Origin of the sequence: Anaerobacillus alkaliphilus, assembly GCF_004116265.1 — a bacterium.
Lineage (GTDB): Bacteria > Bacillota > Bacilli > Bacillales > Anaerobacillaceae > Anaerobacillus > Anaerobacillus alkaliphilus.
This window is the reverse complement of record NZ_QOUX01000026.1, coordinates 1-15,827: the sequence shown is the minus strand read 5'-3', so window position 1 is coordinate 15,827 and position 15,827 is coordinate 1. Positions and strand designations below refer to the sequence as shown.

The 15,827-nt window shown below is 38.5% G+C and carries 15 protein-coding genes; 13 read left to right on the top strand and 2 right to left on the bottom strand.

What is annotated here, in order from left to right:
- Positions 1 to 5 precede the first annotated feature (5 nt).
- The 4 genes from DS745_RS07165 to DS745_RS07150 all read left to right on the top strand — a co-directional run bounded on the left by DS745_RS07165 (position 6) and on the right by DS745_RS07150 (position 4,478).
- Complete coding sequence (locus tag DS745_RS07165; RefSeq protein WP_129077592.1) at positions 6 to 1,592, top strand: FAD-dependent oxidoreductase; 1,587 nt, start codon at positions 6 to 8, stop codon at positions 1,590 to 1,592.
- Positions 1,589 to 2,773 (top strand): N-acetylglucosamine-6-phosphate deacetylase, encoded by a 1,185-nt coding sequence (gene nagA, locus DS745_RS07160; RefSeq protein ID WP_129077708.1) that lies wholly within the window; start codon positions 1,589 to 1,591, stop codon positions 2,771 to 2,773. The genes DS745_RS07165 and nagA overlap by 4 nt, the downstream gene beginning before the upstream one ends.
- The gene (gene nagB, locus DS745_RS07155; protein WP_129077591.1) at positions 2,763 to 3,509 is read left to right on the top strand and encodes a glucosamine-6-phosphate deaminase; all 747 of its coding nucleotides are present in this window, start codon (positions 2,763 to 2,765) and stop codon (positions 3,507 to 3,509) included. The genes nagA and nagB overlap by 11 nt, the downstream gene beginning before the upstream one ends.
- 69 nt (positions 3,510 to 3,578) lie before the next feature.
- Positions 3,579 to 4,478 (top strand): ROK family protein, encoded by a 900-nt coding sequence (locus DS745_RS07150; protein WP_241657749.1) that lies wholly within the window; start codon positions 3,579 to 3,581, stop codon positions 4,476 to 4,478.
- Positions 4,479 to 4,597: 119 nt separating this feature from the next.
- Here DS745_RS07150 and DS745_RS07145 read toward each other — a convergent pair whose 3' ends face one another.
- On the bottom strand, positions 4,598 to 5,476 hold the full coding sequence (locus DS745_RS07145) for a helix-turn-helix domain-containing protein (protein ID WP_129077590.1): 879 nt from the start codon (positions 5,474 to 5,476) through the stop codon (positions 4,598 to 4,600).
- A 210-nt stretch (positions 5,477 to 5,686) separates the two neighbouring features.
- Here DS745_RS07145 and DS745_RS24530 point away from each other — a divergent pair, with 210 nt between their 5' ends.
- The 7 genes from DS745_RS24530 to DS745_RS07115 all read left to right on the top strand — a co-directional run bounded on the left by DS745_RS24530 (position 5,687) and on the right by DS745_RS07115 (position 12,073).
- A complete protein-coding gene (locus tag DS745_RS24530; protein WP_161568197.1) occupies positions 5,687 to 5,851 on the top strand; it encodes a hypothetical protein in 165 nt (54 codons plus the stop codon).
- 451 nt (positions 5,852 to 6,302) lie between these two features.
- On the top strand, positions 6,303 to 7,244 hold the full coding sequence (locus DS745_RS07140) for a sugar-binding transcriptional regulator (protein ID WP_129077589.1): 942 nt from the start codon (positions 6,303 to 6,305) through the stop codon (positions 7,242 to 7,244).
- Positions 7,245 to 7,503: 259 nt separating this feature from the next.
- Positions 7,504 to 8,718, top strand: a complete 1,215-nt coding sequence (locus DS745_RS07135) for a NupC/NupG family nucleoside CNT transporter (protein ID WP_129077588.1) — start codon at positions 7,504 to 7,506, stop codon at positions 8,716 to 8,718.
- A gap of 21 nt (positions 8,719 to 8,739) precedes the next feature.
- Complete coding sequence (locus tag DS745_RS07130) at positions 8,740 to 10,044, top strand: pyrimidine-nucleoside phosphorylase (protein ID WP_129077587.1); 1,305 nt, start codon at positions 8,740 to 8,742, stop codon at positions 10,042 to 10,044.
- A 19-nt stretch (positions 10,045 to 10,063) separates the two neighbouring features.
- The gene (gene deoC, locus DS745_RS07125) at positions 10,064 to 10,729 is read left to right on the top strand and encodes a deoxyribose-phosphate aldolase (protein WP_129077586.1); all 666 of its coding nucleotides are present in this window, start codon (positions 10,064 to 10,066) and stop codon (positions 10,727 to 10,729) included.
- Positions 10,730 to 10,811: 82 nt separating this feature from the next.
- The gene (locus DS745_RS07120) at positions 10,812 to 11,207 is read left to right on the top strand and encodes a cytidine deaminase (protein WP_129077585.1); all 396 of its coding nucleotides are present in this window, start codon (positions 10,812 to 10,814) and stop codon (positions 11,205 to 11,207) included.
- A gap of 215 nt (positions 11,208 to 11,422) precedes the next feature.
- The gene (locus DS745_RS07115) at positions 11,423 to 12,073 is read left to right on the top strand and encodes a BTB/POZ domain-containing protein (RefSeq protein WP_129077584.1); all 651 of its coding nucleotides are present in this window, start codon (positions 11,423 to 11,425) and stop codon (positions 12,071 to 12,073) included.
- A 57-nt stretch (positions 12,074 to 12,130) separates the two neighbouring features.
- Here DS745_RS07115 and DS745_RS07110 read toward each other — a convergent pair whose 3' ends face one another.
- Positions 12,131 to 12,403, bottom strand: coding sequence for a hypothetical protein (locus DS745_RS07110; protein ID WP_129077583.1), 273 nt, complete (start codon positions 12,401 to 12,403; stop codon positions 12,131 to 12,133).
- On the opposite strand from DS745_RS07110, the gene DS745_RS25490 reads away from it, so the two are divergent.
- Together DS745_RS25490 and DS745_RS07105 are read left to right on the top strand one after the other, a co-directional pair.
- Positions 12,388 to 12,567, top strand: a complete 180-nt coding sequence (locus tag DS745_RS25490; RefSeq protein WP_196121210.1) for a VanZ family protein — start codon at positions 12,388 to 12,390, stop codon at positions 12,565 to 12,567. The two genes, DS745_RS07110 and DS745_RS25490, sit on opposite strands and share 16 nt — an antisense overlap.
- Positions 12,568 to 13,198: 631 nt before the next feature.
- On the top strand, positions 13,199 to 15,827 hold a 2,629-nt coding region (locus DS745_RS07105; RefSeq protein ID WP_129077582.1), incomplete at its 3' end, for a 5'-nucleotidase C-terminal domain-containing protein.

Below are 15,827 nucleotides of genomic sequence, written 5' to 3'. Positions count from 1 at the left end.
GTCAGATGACAAAACAGATAAACGCGGATGTGGTCGTCATTGGTGGCGGTATTGGCGGTTGTACGGCCGCTTTGGCCGCTGCTAAATTAGGCAACAAGGTCATTATGACGGAGGAAACGAAATGGATTGGCGGTCAGTTGACGAGCCAGGCTGTCCCTCCTGATGAGCATAAATGGATTGAACAGTTCGGCTGCACCAGTACATATCGCGAGTTTCGTAATCGCGTTCGAGACTATTATCGCACGAATTATCCATTGAAAGAGGAGGCAAAAGCCAATCCGTTATTAAATCCTGGAAATGGCTGGGTTAGTAGACTTGCTCATGAACCAAAAGTGGCCCTCGCGATTTTGTATGACATGCTGATGCCTTATCTAAGTAATGGAAAGCTGACAATCATGTTAGAAACCGTTCCAGTCGCTGCTCAGGTTGAAGATGACGTGGTAAAACAGGTGACGATAGAACGTTCTAATCAGGAACGACTAGTCCTGACCGGGAAATATTTCTTAGATGCGACAGAGTGTGGCGACTTATTACCACTTGCTGGTGTTGAGTATGTGACAGGTGCCGAAGCAAAAAGTGTCACTGGAGAATATCATGCTCCTAAGGAAGCTAATCCACAAGACATGCAGTCAATTACACATGTGTTTGCGGTTGAGTACTTAGAAGGCGAAGATCATACGATTGATAAGCCAGAGCAATACGAGTTTTGGAAACAGTACCAAGCGCCCTTTCTCGGTCATCAACAGTTAAGTTGGTATGCGCCAGATGCTTCGACAGGCCGATCAAAGCCATTTGAGATGTTCCATCACGAGGATTTATGGGGGCTTTGGGATTATCGTCGAATTATTGACCGTTCGATTTATGAAGAAGGGTTTTACGATGGAGATATTTCTTTAATCAATTGGCCACAAAATGACTATTGGTTAGGTTCGATTATAGATGTTAGTGCAGAAGAACGTAGGAAGCACTTAGAAGGTGCTCGTGAACTCAGCTTATCTGTTCTTTACTGGTTACAAACGGAAGCACCTCGACCAGATGGAGGCAAAGGCTATCCAGGACTACGCTTACGTCCAGACATATTGGGAACAGAAGATGGGTTAGCGATGCATCCATATATTCGTGAGTCACGCCGGATCAAAGCGGAGTTTACGATTGTTGAAGAGTATATTAATGCAGAAGCCCGTGGTTCAGATGGAATTAAAGAGTACGAAGATTCTGTAGGGGTTGGTTCGTATCATATTGATTTGCACCCGACGACCGTGACTGGCCAATTTTTCTACACGGAAAGTTATCCGTTTGAAATTCCATTAGGGAGTTTAATTCCAATTCGGGTGAAAAATTTGCTTCCTGCTTGTAAAAATATTGGCGCGACACATATTACCAATGGATGTATTCGGGTTCATCCGGTGGAGTGGAATATAGGTGAGTCGGTAGGTTATTTAGCTGGTTTTGCGATTCGGAAAAATGTTTCACCAAGACAGGTACGCGAGGATCGCCTTCTTTTACAGGAATTTCAACAGTTATTAGTTGAAAGAGGAATTGAGCTTCATTGGGATGCCTCTGTGAATGCGTCCTTAGTTGCGAAAGGATGAGTGACGTGAAAACGCTCGTTTTACGACAAGCATCGATCTATGAAGAAAACAGGACGATTGATAACGGTGTGTTGGTGATTGAAGGAGAAAAAATTTCGTATGTCGGCAGTGAAGAGCTAGCTGGTTCCTATGAAGAATTGATCCTGCCGCCAAGTTATAAAATCATTCCGGGGATGATCGACATTCATATTCATGGTGCAAATGGTGCAGATATGATGGATGCTACAAAAGCGTCGATAGATACGATTGCAGCCTATTTACCACAGGAGGGAACAACTAGTTTTTTAGCGACGACGATTACGCAAGCGGATGGTGCAATTGAAGCTGCGCTTGAAAATGTAGCAACCTATGAAAATTCGAGATATGCAGAGGTGCTGGGCGTCCACTTAGAAGGACCGTTTATTAATGCTGATATGGCCGGTGCTCAGCCACGAGAACATATCTCTGAAATCGATGTGGAGAAATTTAAACGATGGCAGGAGCTATCTGGTAATAATATTAAGTTGGTAACTTTTGCTCCAGAGCTTGCTGGTGGTGAAGGGTTTGCTAGGTACTTAGCGGATACAGGTGTAGTAGCCTCCGTGGGGCATTCAAATGCTCTGTTTGCTGAAGTGAAACAGGCAGCTGATTTAGGTCTAAGCCATGCGACCCACCTTTTTAACCAAATGCGCGGCTTACATCATCGGGAACCAGGCGTTGTCGGCGCGGCATTTTTGCTAAAGGAAGTAACCGCTGAGCTGATTGTTGATGGGCTCCATGTGTCTCCTGATGTTGTGAAGCTTTCTTATGAGATGATTGGCAGTGAACGGCTGATTTTAATCACCGACGCGATCCGTGCGAAAGGATGTATCGACGGAGTTTATGATTTAGGTGGTCAGTCAGTAACCGTAGAGAATGGCAAGGCGGTCTTGGCTGACGGAACCCTTGCTGGTAGCGTTCTAACGATGAATGCTGCTGTGAAACAGATGCTGATTTACACAGGTTGTTCGCTGCGGGACATTGTTAAGATGACAGCAGAAAATCCGGCGAAAAAATTAGGGGTTTTCGACCGTAAAGGCAGTATTGCTCTTGGTAAAGACGCGGATCTAGTTGTCTTAAATGAAGCTGATGATGTGATTATGACGTTTTGTCGTGGTCAACTAGTTTTTCAAAAAGAAGAAGGTGATCTCTGTGAAGGTTAATGTGGTCAAAGATATCGAGGAGCTTAGTCTCGTTGCTGCAAAACGAATGATTGAAAAAGTACGCAGGCAGCCAACGACTGTCTTAGGGCTCGCAACGGGTTCGACGCCTTTAGGGACGTACCGTAAACTTGTGCAGGATTTTCAAGAGAATAGGACGTCGTATAAACATGTGACAACGTTTAATTTAGATGAATATGTTGGTCTAGCGGCAACGGATAAGAATAGCTACCATTACTATATGAACGATCATTTATTTGGCCAGATAAATATTAATCAAGCCCAAACATTTTTGCCGAATGGCGCAGGGGTTGATCCGAGCGAGGAATGCCTCAGATATGAAGAGAAAATTCGTCAGAGTGGCGGAATTGACTTGCAAATTCTAGGTTTGGGGGAGAATGGTCATATCGGGTTTAACGAACCTGGGACTTCTTTTTCGAGTCAGACGCATGTTGTCACGCTTGCTGAAACGACTCGTGTGGCTAACTCTCGTTATTTCCCTAGTCTAGCTGACGTTCCGACTGAAGCAATTACGATGGGGATTGAGACGATCATGAAGGCCCGCGAGATTTTGCTACTAGTATCCGGTGAGAAAAAAGCAAAAGCATTGCGTGAGGTGATTGAGGGATCGGTTAGTGAGACGGTACCTGCAACTGTCTTAAGGAACCACCCGAACATTACGATCATTGCGGATGAGGCGTCTGTAAAGTGTTTAACAAAGGAATATCAGACGCTATAATATAGGTATTGTTAGGGGAGTGAAGTGTTGCACTCCTCTTTTTATTACATAAAGGAGAGGAGTGGTACGATGGCAAAGCAAATGATTGGTGTGGATTTAGGTGGTACGAATGTTAGGGTGGCCTTGGTTGATGAGAACGGTACGATTTTACAGGAGTTGTCTCGAAAAACAGAGGCGAGTAGAGGGCCTGATTTTGTCATTGGTAATCTTATAGAAATGATTAATGTAGTTCAAGAGGGGACTGATGTAGCGTCGATTGGGATTGGAAGCCCTGGTCCGCTTGATCCTTATGCTGGGGTAATTCTTAGTCCGCCAAATCTACCTGGATGGGATAGGGTTCCACTTGTCGGTCGGTTGAGAGAACATTTTTCAGTGCCGATTGTTCTAGATAATGACGCGAATGCTGCAGCGCTTGCTGAGGCGACGTTGGGAGCAGGTCAAGGTCACAAAAGTGTTTATTACATTACTTGGAGTACAGGAATTGGTGGTGGGCTTGTGATAGATGGAAAGTTGTTTCAAGGTGCTCAGGGCTATGCTGGCGAAATTGGCAATATGATTATTCAACCAGGTGGCTTTCAGCATTCTAATTTGAATGCGGGGGCATTAGAGGCGATGGCTAGTGGAACGGCAATTGGTCGAGAGGGGAAAGTACGGCTAGGGGTTACTGGTGGGGCGGAAGAAGTGTTTAGAATGGCAGCTGATGGTCACGATGGAGCTAGGAAAATATTGGATGAGGCGGTTGATTATTTGGCGATGGGGATCGCTAACCTTGTGCACACGGTTAATCCTGAGGTTTTTGTGTTAGGTGGCGGAGTGATGCAATCACAGGAGTTGGTATTTGACTCGCTTTGTGACCGTGTTAGATCGTATGTCTACCCAAGTCTACGTGAACATATCCTGTTGAAACCAGCCGCCCTGGGAACAAAAGCTGGAATTGTTGGAGCGGGGTTATTGGGGTTGTCACAGTGACACCCCGATCCAGACGTTGTGACAGCCCTAAAAATCCCTACGAGTATGGCTTCTGGGAAAAGGAAAATAGCCGCCAAGTCTCTGTATCATGAGTTGGCGGCTATGTTTTTTCTATGCTTTTAACTTTCGGTCAAGATATATTTTTTCATTTTTTCCTTAACATAATTATAGAGAACTTGATTTTCCTGAATATTAAAGATCATTAAAGCATTTTCGAAATCTTCTTTATTACCATTTATATTTAATAGGGACTTACAAAGACCCTGATGGTAATAGAGGTCTCCTAAGTAATCTAACTTGTTTATTGACTTACCTTCCTTAATGCCCAACTGGGTAAATTTCAAGCCCTTATCATACTGACACTTCATAATGTAGAATGTAGAAATATTATAATAAAATTTAATTCGTAAACTTCCAATGCTAAGTTTACGTGCTTTGTTTAGTAATTGTTCCACTTGAATAAAGTAATCTTCAGCCTGCGGGTGGTTTCCGGTTTCTATACTAAGGATTGCTAAGCTTAACGTTATTTCAATTGAAATCTCTTTTGCATCGGTATGAGGTACCTGTTTGATCTGTTCTAATGCGTCTTGTAGAAGTGAAATTGCACGATCATTCTCTTTATTTAAATAAAATAAAACTAACCCCTTATTCCACAACAAGAAGGGTTTCATAATTCCTACTTGATAGTGAGGAGAATGTATGGATGAACTTACTAGACTATTGACCCGCTCGTAATCTCTTTTTTGAACTGATCTTCTAATATCTGCTATTAAAAGTTTAGTATATTCATAGTTTTCTTCTGAATGATAGTATTCTAATTGATCAAGGGGGATATCTAATTTGTTACAAATCTTATTTAATATATCTGCGCTAGGATGAACTAACCCTTTTTCTATTTTAGAAATAAATGTTCTATCACAAATTCCATCAGATAGTTGCTTCTGCGTAATTCCACTCTCTTGTCTCAACAGCTTAATTTTTTCACCAATATTATTCATCACTTTGCCGCCTTTATGTGACTATATTCACCTGAGTCTATAGAAACACTAGAAATAGCTAAAAACACTAACAATATTCATAGTATAAAGTATTTTACTAGTGGTAGGGAAGTTTGTATTCAACTTGTTAAGCCTATACAATTTTCTAAAGAATAATATAGTGGCCATACCTTATAAAAAAAATGACTTTTTCTGAATAGAGGAGTACTGATGACATCTTATCGAAAGTTACCAGACGATTTACTAATAGCTTTCTTTCAAAAAATTAATCAGAATATCGAGCAGGGATTATTATCGGAATTAATGAAGATTGAACTAAATTTGATATATGATGTAGTTGTTGAGAGGAATTTAGAAAAGCCCTTACTTACATAAAGATATATTAAATTTAAAGGAGCAGTAGTCAAAGTTTGACTACTGCTTTTTTTGCGAACAATTAATAATAGTTGATCGCCTTTTTGGGTGACAGTAAGCGCTATAGCAATTTTTCTATTAATTTACACTCCTTCAATGGTAATTTTGACGAAGGTAAATAAATCACTATATATGTTTTAATTAGATTGGTCTATATGCTAGCTTGTAATCTATTAATGATTTCTTACGCCAGTTCAAATTTTGGAGGGTGGTTGCCGTGGGATATGCTCCAATGGGGTGCGATTATTCCTTTTCGGTATTGCGGGCTTGAATTTAGTCGATGTCACAGCGTCACAGTGACACCTCGAATTTTACAATTTACTTTAAAATTTTAATAATATCTCTTACTTTTATGAAATTGAACGAAATTTTTGGTACAATAGAACATAATTTCAACCAATAGGTGGTAATCATGGAAAACGACAAGTTATTAAAAGTAATTGAAGCAGCTAAACTTTATTATTTACTTGATTATAATCAAAGTGACATTGCTAAGGAATTAGGCGTGTCGAGGCCGACCGTATCAAGACTTCTTCAAACTGCAAAAGAAGAAGGGATTGTTCAAATTAAAATTATTGATCCTACTGAGGATGTCGAACAGATAGCTAACAAACTTGAACAAAAGTTCAATTTGAAAAAGGCAATTGTTACTCAGATCCCTCAATATGAAGATCATGTCATTAAAACGTATATTGGTGAAGCCTGCGCTAATTTCTTATATGAAATTGTAACGGATGGAGATATTGTAGGCGTTACTTGGGGAACGACGCTGTATCATACAGCAGTTGAGTTAAAGAAAAAAGCATTAAAAGATGTAAAAGTTGTTCAATTAAAAGGCGGAGTTAGTCATTCTGAAACTAATACTCATATGAATGAAATTTTGTATCTTTTTGGTAAGGCATTCGACTCCGCGCCGCAACATTTACCGCTACCAGCTATTGTAGATCATGTCGTTGTTAAGCAAGCCATGGAGGCAGACCGCCATATTAAACGAATTTTAGAACTTGGCAAACAAGCAAATATAGCTGTTTATACAATTGGACCGATCAAGTCTGAATCGTTGTTATTTAAACTAGGCTATTTTACAGAGGAAGATATAAAAAGTATCAGATCTAGTGCCGTTGGTGATATTTGCTCGCGTTTTTTTGATAAAGAAGGGAATATTTGCAACGAACACTTAAATGCTCGTACATTGGGCATCGAGCTTGATGAATTAAAAAAGAAAGAACATTCGATCTTAGTCGCTGGTGGAGCTGCTAAAATTGAGGGGATTTACGGGGCATTAAAAGGAAACTATGCAAATGTCCTTGTAACTGATCAATATACTGCAAAGTTTTTGCTTGATAAGCAATAAAAAACTTACCTAGATGGTGAGTTTTTTTATTATTTGTAAAAAAAACATTTTACAAATGTAAAGAAACAGGAGTACTTTTTATAGTTTTCATGAAGTGTGGTGTAGGTTTTTGTCGAAAGGATGAACTTCTAATCAAATATTTTTACAAATGTTCAATAAAGCGTTTACAAATGTTCCCGAGCTCTGTTATATTATCAATGTACTGATCATGATCAAACAAATTTTTCTATTAATCTATTAAACATCTGAGGTGTTAAACATGAACTTTTTATGGGGTATTTTTGGTATTACAACAGTATTCTTAATTGCATTCTTATTTTCAAGTAATCGTAAAGCAATTAAACCGAGAACAATTTTCGGTGGATTAGCTATTCAGATTTTATTTGGGTTCATCGTTTTAAAGTGGGAATTTGGAAAAGAAAAACTAAAGCAACTTGCATTAGGAGTTAATGAAATCGTTAACTACGCAAATGAAGGAATTAACTTTTTATTTGGTGGAGTATTTGTAGCAGATAATGTAGGATTTATCTTTGCCTTTCAAGTATTACCGGTCGTTATCTTTTTCTCGGCGCTAATTTCAGTTCTTTATTATTTAGGTGTTATGCAGATTGTTATTAAGTTTTTAGGTGGAGGACTTTCGAAGCTATTAGGAACAAGTAAAGCGGAGTCACTTTCAGCTGCGGCAAACATTTTTGTTGGACAAACAGAGGCACCATTAGTAGTAAGACCTTATTTAGCAAAAATGACAAATTCAGAGCTTTTTGCAGTTATGACTGGTGGATTGGCATCGGTTGCAGGTTCAGTGTTAATTGGATATTCTTTATTGGGTGTTCCTTTAGAGTATTTATTAGCTGCGAGTTTCATGGCAGCGCCAGCAGGGTTAATCATCGCAAAGATCATGATACCAGAAACAGAACGTTCACAGACGTCAGACGACTTACAACTAGAAAAAGATACTGAATCAACAAATGTTATCGATGCAGCGGCACGAGGAGCGAGCACTGGTCTTCAATTAGCTTTAAACATTGGTGCGATGTTACTTGCATTTATTGCCTTAATTGCATTGATAAATGGTTTATTAGGAGCAGCTGGCAGTTTGTTCGGATTTGAAGGGTTAACAATGGAGATGATCCTTGGAGTATTATTTGCGCCTATCGCTTTTGCGATCGGGGTACCATGGGCTGAAGCAGTTCAAGCTGGTGGTTTTATCGGACAGAAATTAATCTTAAATGAATTTGTAGCATACGCATCATTTGCCCCACAAATTGCCGAGCTTTCACCGAAAGCAGTAGTGGTCATTAGTTTTGCTCTTTGTGGTTTTGCGAACGTTTCATCAATGGGTATTTTACTTGGAGGGCTTGGTAACCTTGCTCCAAATCGACGACATGACATTGCTAGACTAGGTGTGAAAGCAGTATTAGCAGGTATGTTAGCATCTCTGCTAAGTGCATCGATTGCAGGAATGTTATTTTAAACTAAATGGGGGACTTCGCGCATGAGAATGGTAGATATTATTGAAAAGAAACGCGACGGACATGAATTAACAAAAGCTGAAATTAACTTTTTTATCGAGGGGTATACGAAAGAAGAAATTCCAGAATACCAAGTATCGGCTTTAGCAATGGCCATTTATTTTCAAGGAATGACGGAAGCTGAACGTGTCTTTTTAACAGAAGCAATCGTTCAATCGGGAGATCAAATTGATTTAACAGCGATCCATGGTATGAAAGTCGATAAACATAGTACAGGTGGGGTTGGTGACACAACGACACTTGTACTTGCTCCACTCGTTGCAGCAGTTGGTGTTCCTGTGGCTAAAATGTCTGGTAGAGGATTAGGTCACACAGGTGGTACGATTGACAAGCTTGAAGCGGTTCCTGGCTTCCATGTTGAAATCACAAATGATGAGTTTGTTAAGCTTGTCAATGAAAACAAACTTGCAGTTATCGGTCAGAGTATGGATTTAACACCAGCAGACAAAAAATTATATGGTTTACGTGATGTGACTGCTACAGTGAATTCAATTCCGCTTATTGCAAGTTCGATTATGAGTAAAAAAATTGCATCAGGGGCTGATGCAATTGTCCTAGATGTGAAAACAGGCAATGGTGCGTTTATGAAAAGCCTCGATGAATCGATTGAATTAGCTAAAGCAATGGTCAGTATTGGTAACGGCGTTGGTCGTAAGACGATGGCAGTAATTTCTGATATGAGTCAACCTCTCGGATTAGCTGTTGGTAATGCATTAGAGGTTAAAGAAGCGATTGATACATTACAAGGCAAGGGACCTCAAGATTTACAGCAATTGTGTTTAACGTTAGGTAGTCATATGGTGGTTTTGGCGAAAAAGGCCGATACAGTTCATGAGGCTAGGAAAATGTTATTAGATGTTATCGAAAATGGTCAAGCGTTAGAAACCTTTAAGTTGTTTTTAGCTTCGCAAGGTGGAGATGCATCGGTTGTAGACGATCCAACAAAACTTCCAACAGCAACTTATAAGATCGAAGTAAAAGCGAAAAATTCAGGTTATGTGAAAGAAATCATTGCCGATCAAATTGGTGTAGCAGCGATGCTTCTTGGAGCAGGACGTGCAACAAAAGACTCTGTAATTGATTTAGCGGTAGGTCTAATGTTAAACAAAAAAGTCGGTGACTTTGTACATGCAGGCGAGTCGCTTGTAACCATACACAGTAATTCAGAAGATGTTGAAGATGTAGCGAAACGAATTTTAGGAGCGTATTCAATCGTTGATGAAGAAGTAAAAGCTCCAGTATTGATTTATCAAGAAATTTTGTCATAAAAGAAGGGAGATATTATCTATGAATATTGCAAAGATGATTGATCATACAGCTTTAAAAGCCGATACAACGAAGGAACAAATTGAAACGTTATGTTCAGAAGCCAAACAATTTCAGTTTGCATCTGTTTGTGTAAATCCAACATGGGTGGAGACGGCAGCAAAATTGCTTAAGGATAGTGGTGTAGATGTTTGTACCGTTATTGGTTTTCCATTAGGTGCCAATACCCCTGAAACAAAAGCGTTTGAGACAACTGATGCAATTCGTAAAGGGGCAACAGAGGTCGATATGGTTATTAATGTGGCTGCTTTAAAAGCTGGGGATGATGAATTAGTCGAGCACGATATCCTTTCGGTTGTAGAAGCTGCAAAGGGAAAAGCACTAACAAAGGTAATCATCGAAACGTGTCTTTTAACTGACGAAGAAAAAGAACGTGCTTGTCGTTTGGCTGTAAAAGCAGGAGCGGATTTCGTGAAAACGTCGACTGGTTTTTCAACTGGGGGAGCAACTGTTGCTGATATTGAATTAATGAGAAAAACTGTCGGACCTGAAATCGGAGTAAAAGCATCTGGTGGAGTGAGAAGCTTGGCGGACGCAAAAGCAATGATCGATGCAGGGGCTACTAGGATTGGTGCTAGTTCTGGAGTTTCAATTGTCAACGGCGAGACATCGACATCGGATTATTAATATTTTTAGCAAATGAATGCAAAGCACAACGTAAACCAAAGTTTGGCAAGTTACTATATTTTTGGCGCTGAGGGTGATGAAAATGGAAAAAGAAATGCTTATTAACGAAGCGAAAAAAGCAAGAGAGATGGCATATGTTCCTTACTCAAAATTTAAAGTTGGTGCAGCTCTCTTAACTAAATCTGGAGAGATAATCCATGGTTGTAATATTGAAAATGCAGCATATAGCATGTGCAACTGCGGTGAAAGAACAGCATTGTTTAAGGCTTATTCCGAAGGGAAAACAGAATTTACTGCTTTAGCAGTGATTGCTGACACTGAACGTCCAGTTCCACCATGTGGAGCTTGCCGTCAAGTGATCGCAGAATTATGTAATCCAGATATGAAAATTTATCTTTCTAACCTAAAAGGCGATACAAAAGAAGTAACGGTATCTGAGCTACTTCCAGGTGCTTTTATGCCAGAAGATTTAAGATAAAAATGTCAAAGCTTATGTGGGAAACATGCGAGTTGCATGTTTTTTGCATTGGATAGACCTTTCTTACTTGCAAGGACGAAATAGTCAGTCAAGACGAATAATCATTTAATATAGGATGTATGAACGTCTAACGGTCTTCACAAACTACTATAAATTATACTTAGTTTATACTATGTAAAAATTGCTTTTTAACATTTGAAAGGGGATTTAAGAAAATGGATGCTAATTGGTTAGAATGGTTAGGGTATTTAGCTTCCCTTATTGTGCTTATTTCTTTATTAATGAGTTCAATTATTAAGCTTAGATGGATTAATTTAATAGGATCAAGTTTATTTTCGCTATATGGATTTTTAATAGGTGCTTTACCGGTAGGGTTTATGAACTTAGGTATCGCCATTATTAATATATATTATCTTGTGAAAATATATCGTGGGAGTGCTAAGAAAGAATACTTTAAAATACTCTCAATTGAAAAGGATTCCGAGTACCTTAAACATTTTTTAAATTACTATAAAGAAGGATTAAAAAAGTTTGCAGACCCTTCTAAGTTAGAAGCAAACACATACGAAGTTAGCTTTTATGTTTTACGAAACATGGTGCCCGCAGGTGTGTTTTTAGGTTCTAAACACGATGAAAACACTCTAGAGGTAGTACTTGACTTTGTTATTCCAGAATATCGAGATTTTAAAATTGGCAGCTTTATCTACGAAGACAGCAAAGGTCTCTTTTTAGACAAAGGATATAAAAGGTTAATTAGCTACTCATCAACCGTTGAGCATATAGATTATTTAAGAAAAATGGGCTTTGAGGAAAAAGTAGAAAACGGCAGCAAATACTTTGAAAAACGGTTGTTGTTGTCACAGTGACACCCCGAAAAATATTAGAAAAAGAGCATGAATTCATGCTCTTTTTTGAATCCAGCATTAGTTGCTGTGATTGGTATCTATAAGAACTTGGATATTTGTTTTTAGGTTACGGTCGTAAGTGATATTAGAGAATTCACCTTCCAAAGTAAAAAGCTCGTTTTCATAGTCATCTAAATCGAAAAGATAAATAACATATTCACCATTTGCTTTGCCATTATCAACAATGCCACCTACTTGCATGATTGCATCGTACTGCTGACCTTTATAAGTAATGACACTTGTATGTTCTGAATTGATCACTTGGAGGTAAGGAAATGGAGTTTTACGCAAGGAAAGCGGGACATGTTTTGTCTATTCGATTGATATGTTTGCTTTTCTTTTTGAACTATACGAAACTCAAATCATCCAACCGATACTTTTGTTCGTGGCTACTGAAAACTATTGTTGGCTTTGGTGATGAATTGAACCAGTATTTCATTGCGGGTCAAGGTTAATGGATGTTCTCTTAAATTCAACGCCCGGGTTAGTTATGTTACTACTAATATTTAGTCTAGGGATATAAAAAAGCAATTAACGTTAACATCTAATCAAGATATTCATAATTAGTTGCCTTGGAATTAAGCGAAAAGCCAGTTCATCAACGATGGATTGGCTTTCTAACGTTCATTTAGATGTTTGACGCAAGTTATCTTGCCTATACCTACTCATCACAAACTGTGAATTTACAGTGAAATGAAGGTGTAATATGCCCGTTGAAAATTACAGTATCGGAATCTACCAAACTTTCCAACTTACGCAGAAGTAAGACACAGAAAATTATGATAAAAACCCTTATAGTATAAGGGTTCATGGGGCTATTTAATAATGCAAGTCTTTTTTTAAGAAATTGTAAAGAAAAGTTAAAATTATGTCGAAATTTCAAAATCTTAGGTGTTTAAAAATAAGACACTGTGATATAATTTTCTCGGATAGACTTTAAAGGTTAGACCTCCTACATATAGAAAAATATGGATGTGTTTACCCTTTTCTTATTAGTAGTCTTCTAGAGGAGAGTGAGAGGAAAGTAGTTTCCAAAAGCTTTAAAGTAGTTATAGTCGTAAAATTTAATTATTTAGGAGGAAGTATATGTTATTCCAGAGGCACAAAAGACATGTTTCAATGTTCTTAGTCTTTATCCTTTTATTCTCGCAGTTCTTCGTTTTTCCGGTTGGAAAAGCTTCCGCAACAGATAACGATAATTATATTTTAAAAGTACTTCATACAAATGACATCCACTCTAAGATTGACGGGTTAGGCAAAGCTGCAGCCTACATAAACTCAGTACGCAGCAATTCACTATATTCTCTTTATCTAGATGCAGGGGATATCTTTAGTGGAAATCCAGTAGTAGATTTACAGCATGGTAAACCTATTGTTGAAATCTTAAATAAAATGAATGTTGATGCTATGACTATTGGTAATCATGAATTTGATTATGGACAAACAGCTTTTGCAGCTAATGAAGAATTATCAAATTTCCCATGGTTAAGTGCAAACATGGAAGTGGTAAATTCTTCAATTCCTATTAAACAACCTGAGCCTTTTATTAAAAAGAGCATGGGCGAATTCACTGTTGGAATTTTAACATTGACACAAACTCCTCCAGCAACTGCTCCAGCTGGTGTTGTGGGAATTGAGTTCCATCCTTACAATGCTACAGTTAACAAATACAAACATTTAAAAGAAGAAGTTGACGTATTTATCGCATTAACACATATTGGTTATTCTGATGATCGTAAACTAGCACAGGACTTCCCAGGTTTATTTGATGTTATTATTGGTGCCCATTCTCATACAGCACTAAGTGCACCAAATAAGGATACAGGTACTCCGATTGCTCAAACAGGTGGTAACCTTACGAGTGTAGGTAACTTAACAATAGAAATTGATAGAATCACAAAAGATGTAGTAAGTGTAAATGGTCATTTACAGCCAGTTGCAGCTCTAACTGAAACTGACACGGAAATTCAATCATTAATCGACCAATATAACGCTGAAAGTGAAGAGTTACTTGGCGTGAAAATTGGTTTTTCAAATACAGGTCTAAGTCGATCTGGAAATGCAGATGTTCCCCTTGGTAACTTCTGGACAGACGCTATGCGTGATTTTACTGGAGCTGACGTTGCACTAACTAACGGCGGCGGGCTTCGTGCTGATATTAAGGCTGGAGATATCACGAAACGTGATATCTATACAGTAGAGCCTTTTGCTAATGAAATTATGGTCATTGAAATGACTGGAGCAGCGTTAAAGGATGTTATCCACTACTCTTACACAAGATCTAACCGTAATCGTATTGACCTACAAACATCTGGGTTGCATTACACAATCAAAACGAATGCAGCTGGTGGATATTTAGATGCAGATTTATTTATCGAGGGTCAGCCAATTAACCCAACTGGAACTTACAAGGTAGCTGTTGGAGATTATATTGGAACTGGTGGTTCAGGATATAATTTCGTCGGTGAGGTTACTGCAGGCCTAGTAGGGTTTATGACAGACTCTATGATTCAGTTTGCTGAAAAATTAACAGCTGAAGGAAAAGCAATCGATTATAGAACTGAAGGACGTATTAAAGTAGTTGTAGATACAAATGCTCCAATGCCAGGAACAGTTATCGGTTCAACGACAAATGGCTTATTCTCTCAAAATAAAGATAAAGCCGATACTGGTTTAGGAAATCTTTATACTGATGCAATCCGTGTAAAAGGAAATGCTCAAATTGGTATTTTAAATGCTTCATCTGTAAATGGAGAAATTCCTGCTGGTAATATTACAGACAAACAAATTGAAAGTTTAGATCAATTTGGTAATGAGATTGTCGTAGTAAAGGCAAAAGGTGAAGAAATTGAAAAAGTTATCCTTTCACAATCTAATCACCACAAACGCGTCGATCTTCAAGTTTCTGGATTGAAATACAAACTTGTTGAAAGTGGAGAAGCTACTCCTAAATATAGCGGAATTGAAATGACACTAGCTGATGGAACTGCCTTTGATAAGAATGCAGTTTATACAGTAGCTTATAACAACTACATGCATGGGACTTCGTTTTATGGTTTAGGTTCTGATGTAGTTAGTGAAAACGGTAAGGTATGGCAAAGTGTTGTTGATTACGTAAAAGCACAAACTAGTGCGATTGACTATGTAGAAGGTCAAAGAATTACTGTTGAGACAAAAACCGGTCCAGTACCACCTCCACCTGTTTCCTCATATTTAACTGTTGCTCAAGCAATAGCGAATAATACAGGAACAGGAAAAACAGTTAGAGGTTATGTGGTTGGGCATGTAGTTAGTACAAATTCTTATAATTTTGAACCTGAATTTAAAGATGACTTTAACTTGCTTCTAGCCGATAATCCAAATGAGCGAGATGTTAGTAAGTTATTACCGGTACAAATTGCAACTGCTTTTAGAGGAGAATATGGGTTAAAAACCAATCCAAAGCTTATTGGAGAACTAATTGAAGTAACTGGTAGCTTGGAAGCTTACTTTACAAGACCAGGCTTAAGAACTCCTACAGCTTTTGCTAAAATAGCAAAACCAGAACCAACTACTCACGAACTAGTGATCATGGGTACAACAGATATCCACGCGCACATCATGCCTTACGATTACATGGCAGACGCAGTGGATCAAAAGTTTGGTTTAGCAAAAGTGTACACATTGGTTCAACAATTACGTGCAAAACACAACAATACATTACTTGTTGATAATG

What these genes read in the sequence shown, in the direction of transcription:
- DS745_RS07140 (WP_129077589.1), top strand. Translation starts at nt 6,303, where the DNA reads ATGGAAAACGACAAGTTATTAAAAGTAATTGAAGCAGCTAAACTTTAT.
- deoC (WP_129077586.1), top strand. Translation starts at nt 10,064, where the DNA reads ATGAATATTGCAAAGATGATTGATCATACAGCTTTAAAAGCCGATACA.
- DS745_RS07115 (WP_129077584.1), top strand. Translation starts at nt 11,423, where the DNA reads ATGGATGCTAATTGGTTAGAATGGTTAGGGTATTTAGCTTCCCTTATT.
- DS745_RS07145 (WP_129077590.1), bottom strand. Translation starts at nt 5,476, where the DNA reads ATGAATAATATTGGTGAAAAAATTAAGCTGTTGAGACAAGAGAGTGGA.
- DS745_RS25490 (WP_196121210.1), top strand. Translation starts at nt 12,388, where the DNA reads ATGGAGTTTTACGCAAGGAAAGCGGGACATGTTTTGTCTATTCGATTG.
- DS745_RS07130 (WP_129077587.1), top strand. Translation starts at nt 8,740, where the DNA reads ATGAGAATGGTAGATATTATTGAAAAGAAACGCGACGGACATGAATTA.
- DS745_RS07135 (WP_129077588.1), top strand. Translation starts at nt 7,504, where the DNA reads ATGAACTTTTTATGGGGTATTTTTGGTATTACAACAGTATTCTTAATT.
- nagA (WP_129077708.1), top strand. Translation starts at nt 1,589, where the DNA reads ATGAGTGACGTGAAAACGCTCGTTTTACGACAAGCATCGATCTATGAA.
- DS745_RS07150 (WP_241657749.1), top strand. Translation starts at nt 3,579, where the DNA reads ATGGCAAAGCAAATGATTGGTGTGGATTTAGGTGGTACGAATGTTAGG.
- DS745_RS24530 (WP_161568197.1), top strand. Translation starts at nt 5,687, where the DNA reads ATGACATCTTATCGAAAGTTACCAGACGATTTACTAATAGCTTTCTTT.
- DS745_RS07120 (WP_129077585.1), top strand. Translation starts at nt 10,812, where the DNA reads ATGGAAAAAGAAATGCTTATTAACGAAGCGAAAAAAGCAAGAGAGATG.
- DS745_RS07165 (WP_129077592.1), top strand. Translation starts at nt 6, where the DNA reads ATGACAAAACAGATAAACGCGGATGTGGTCGTCATTGGTGGCGGTATT.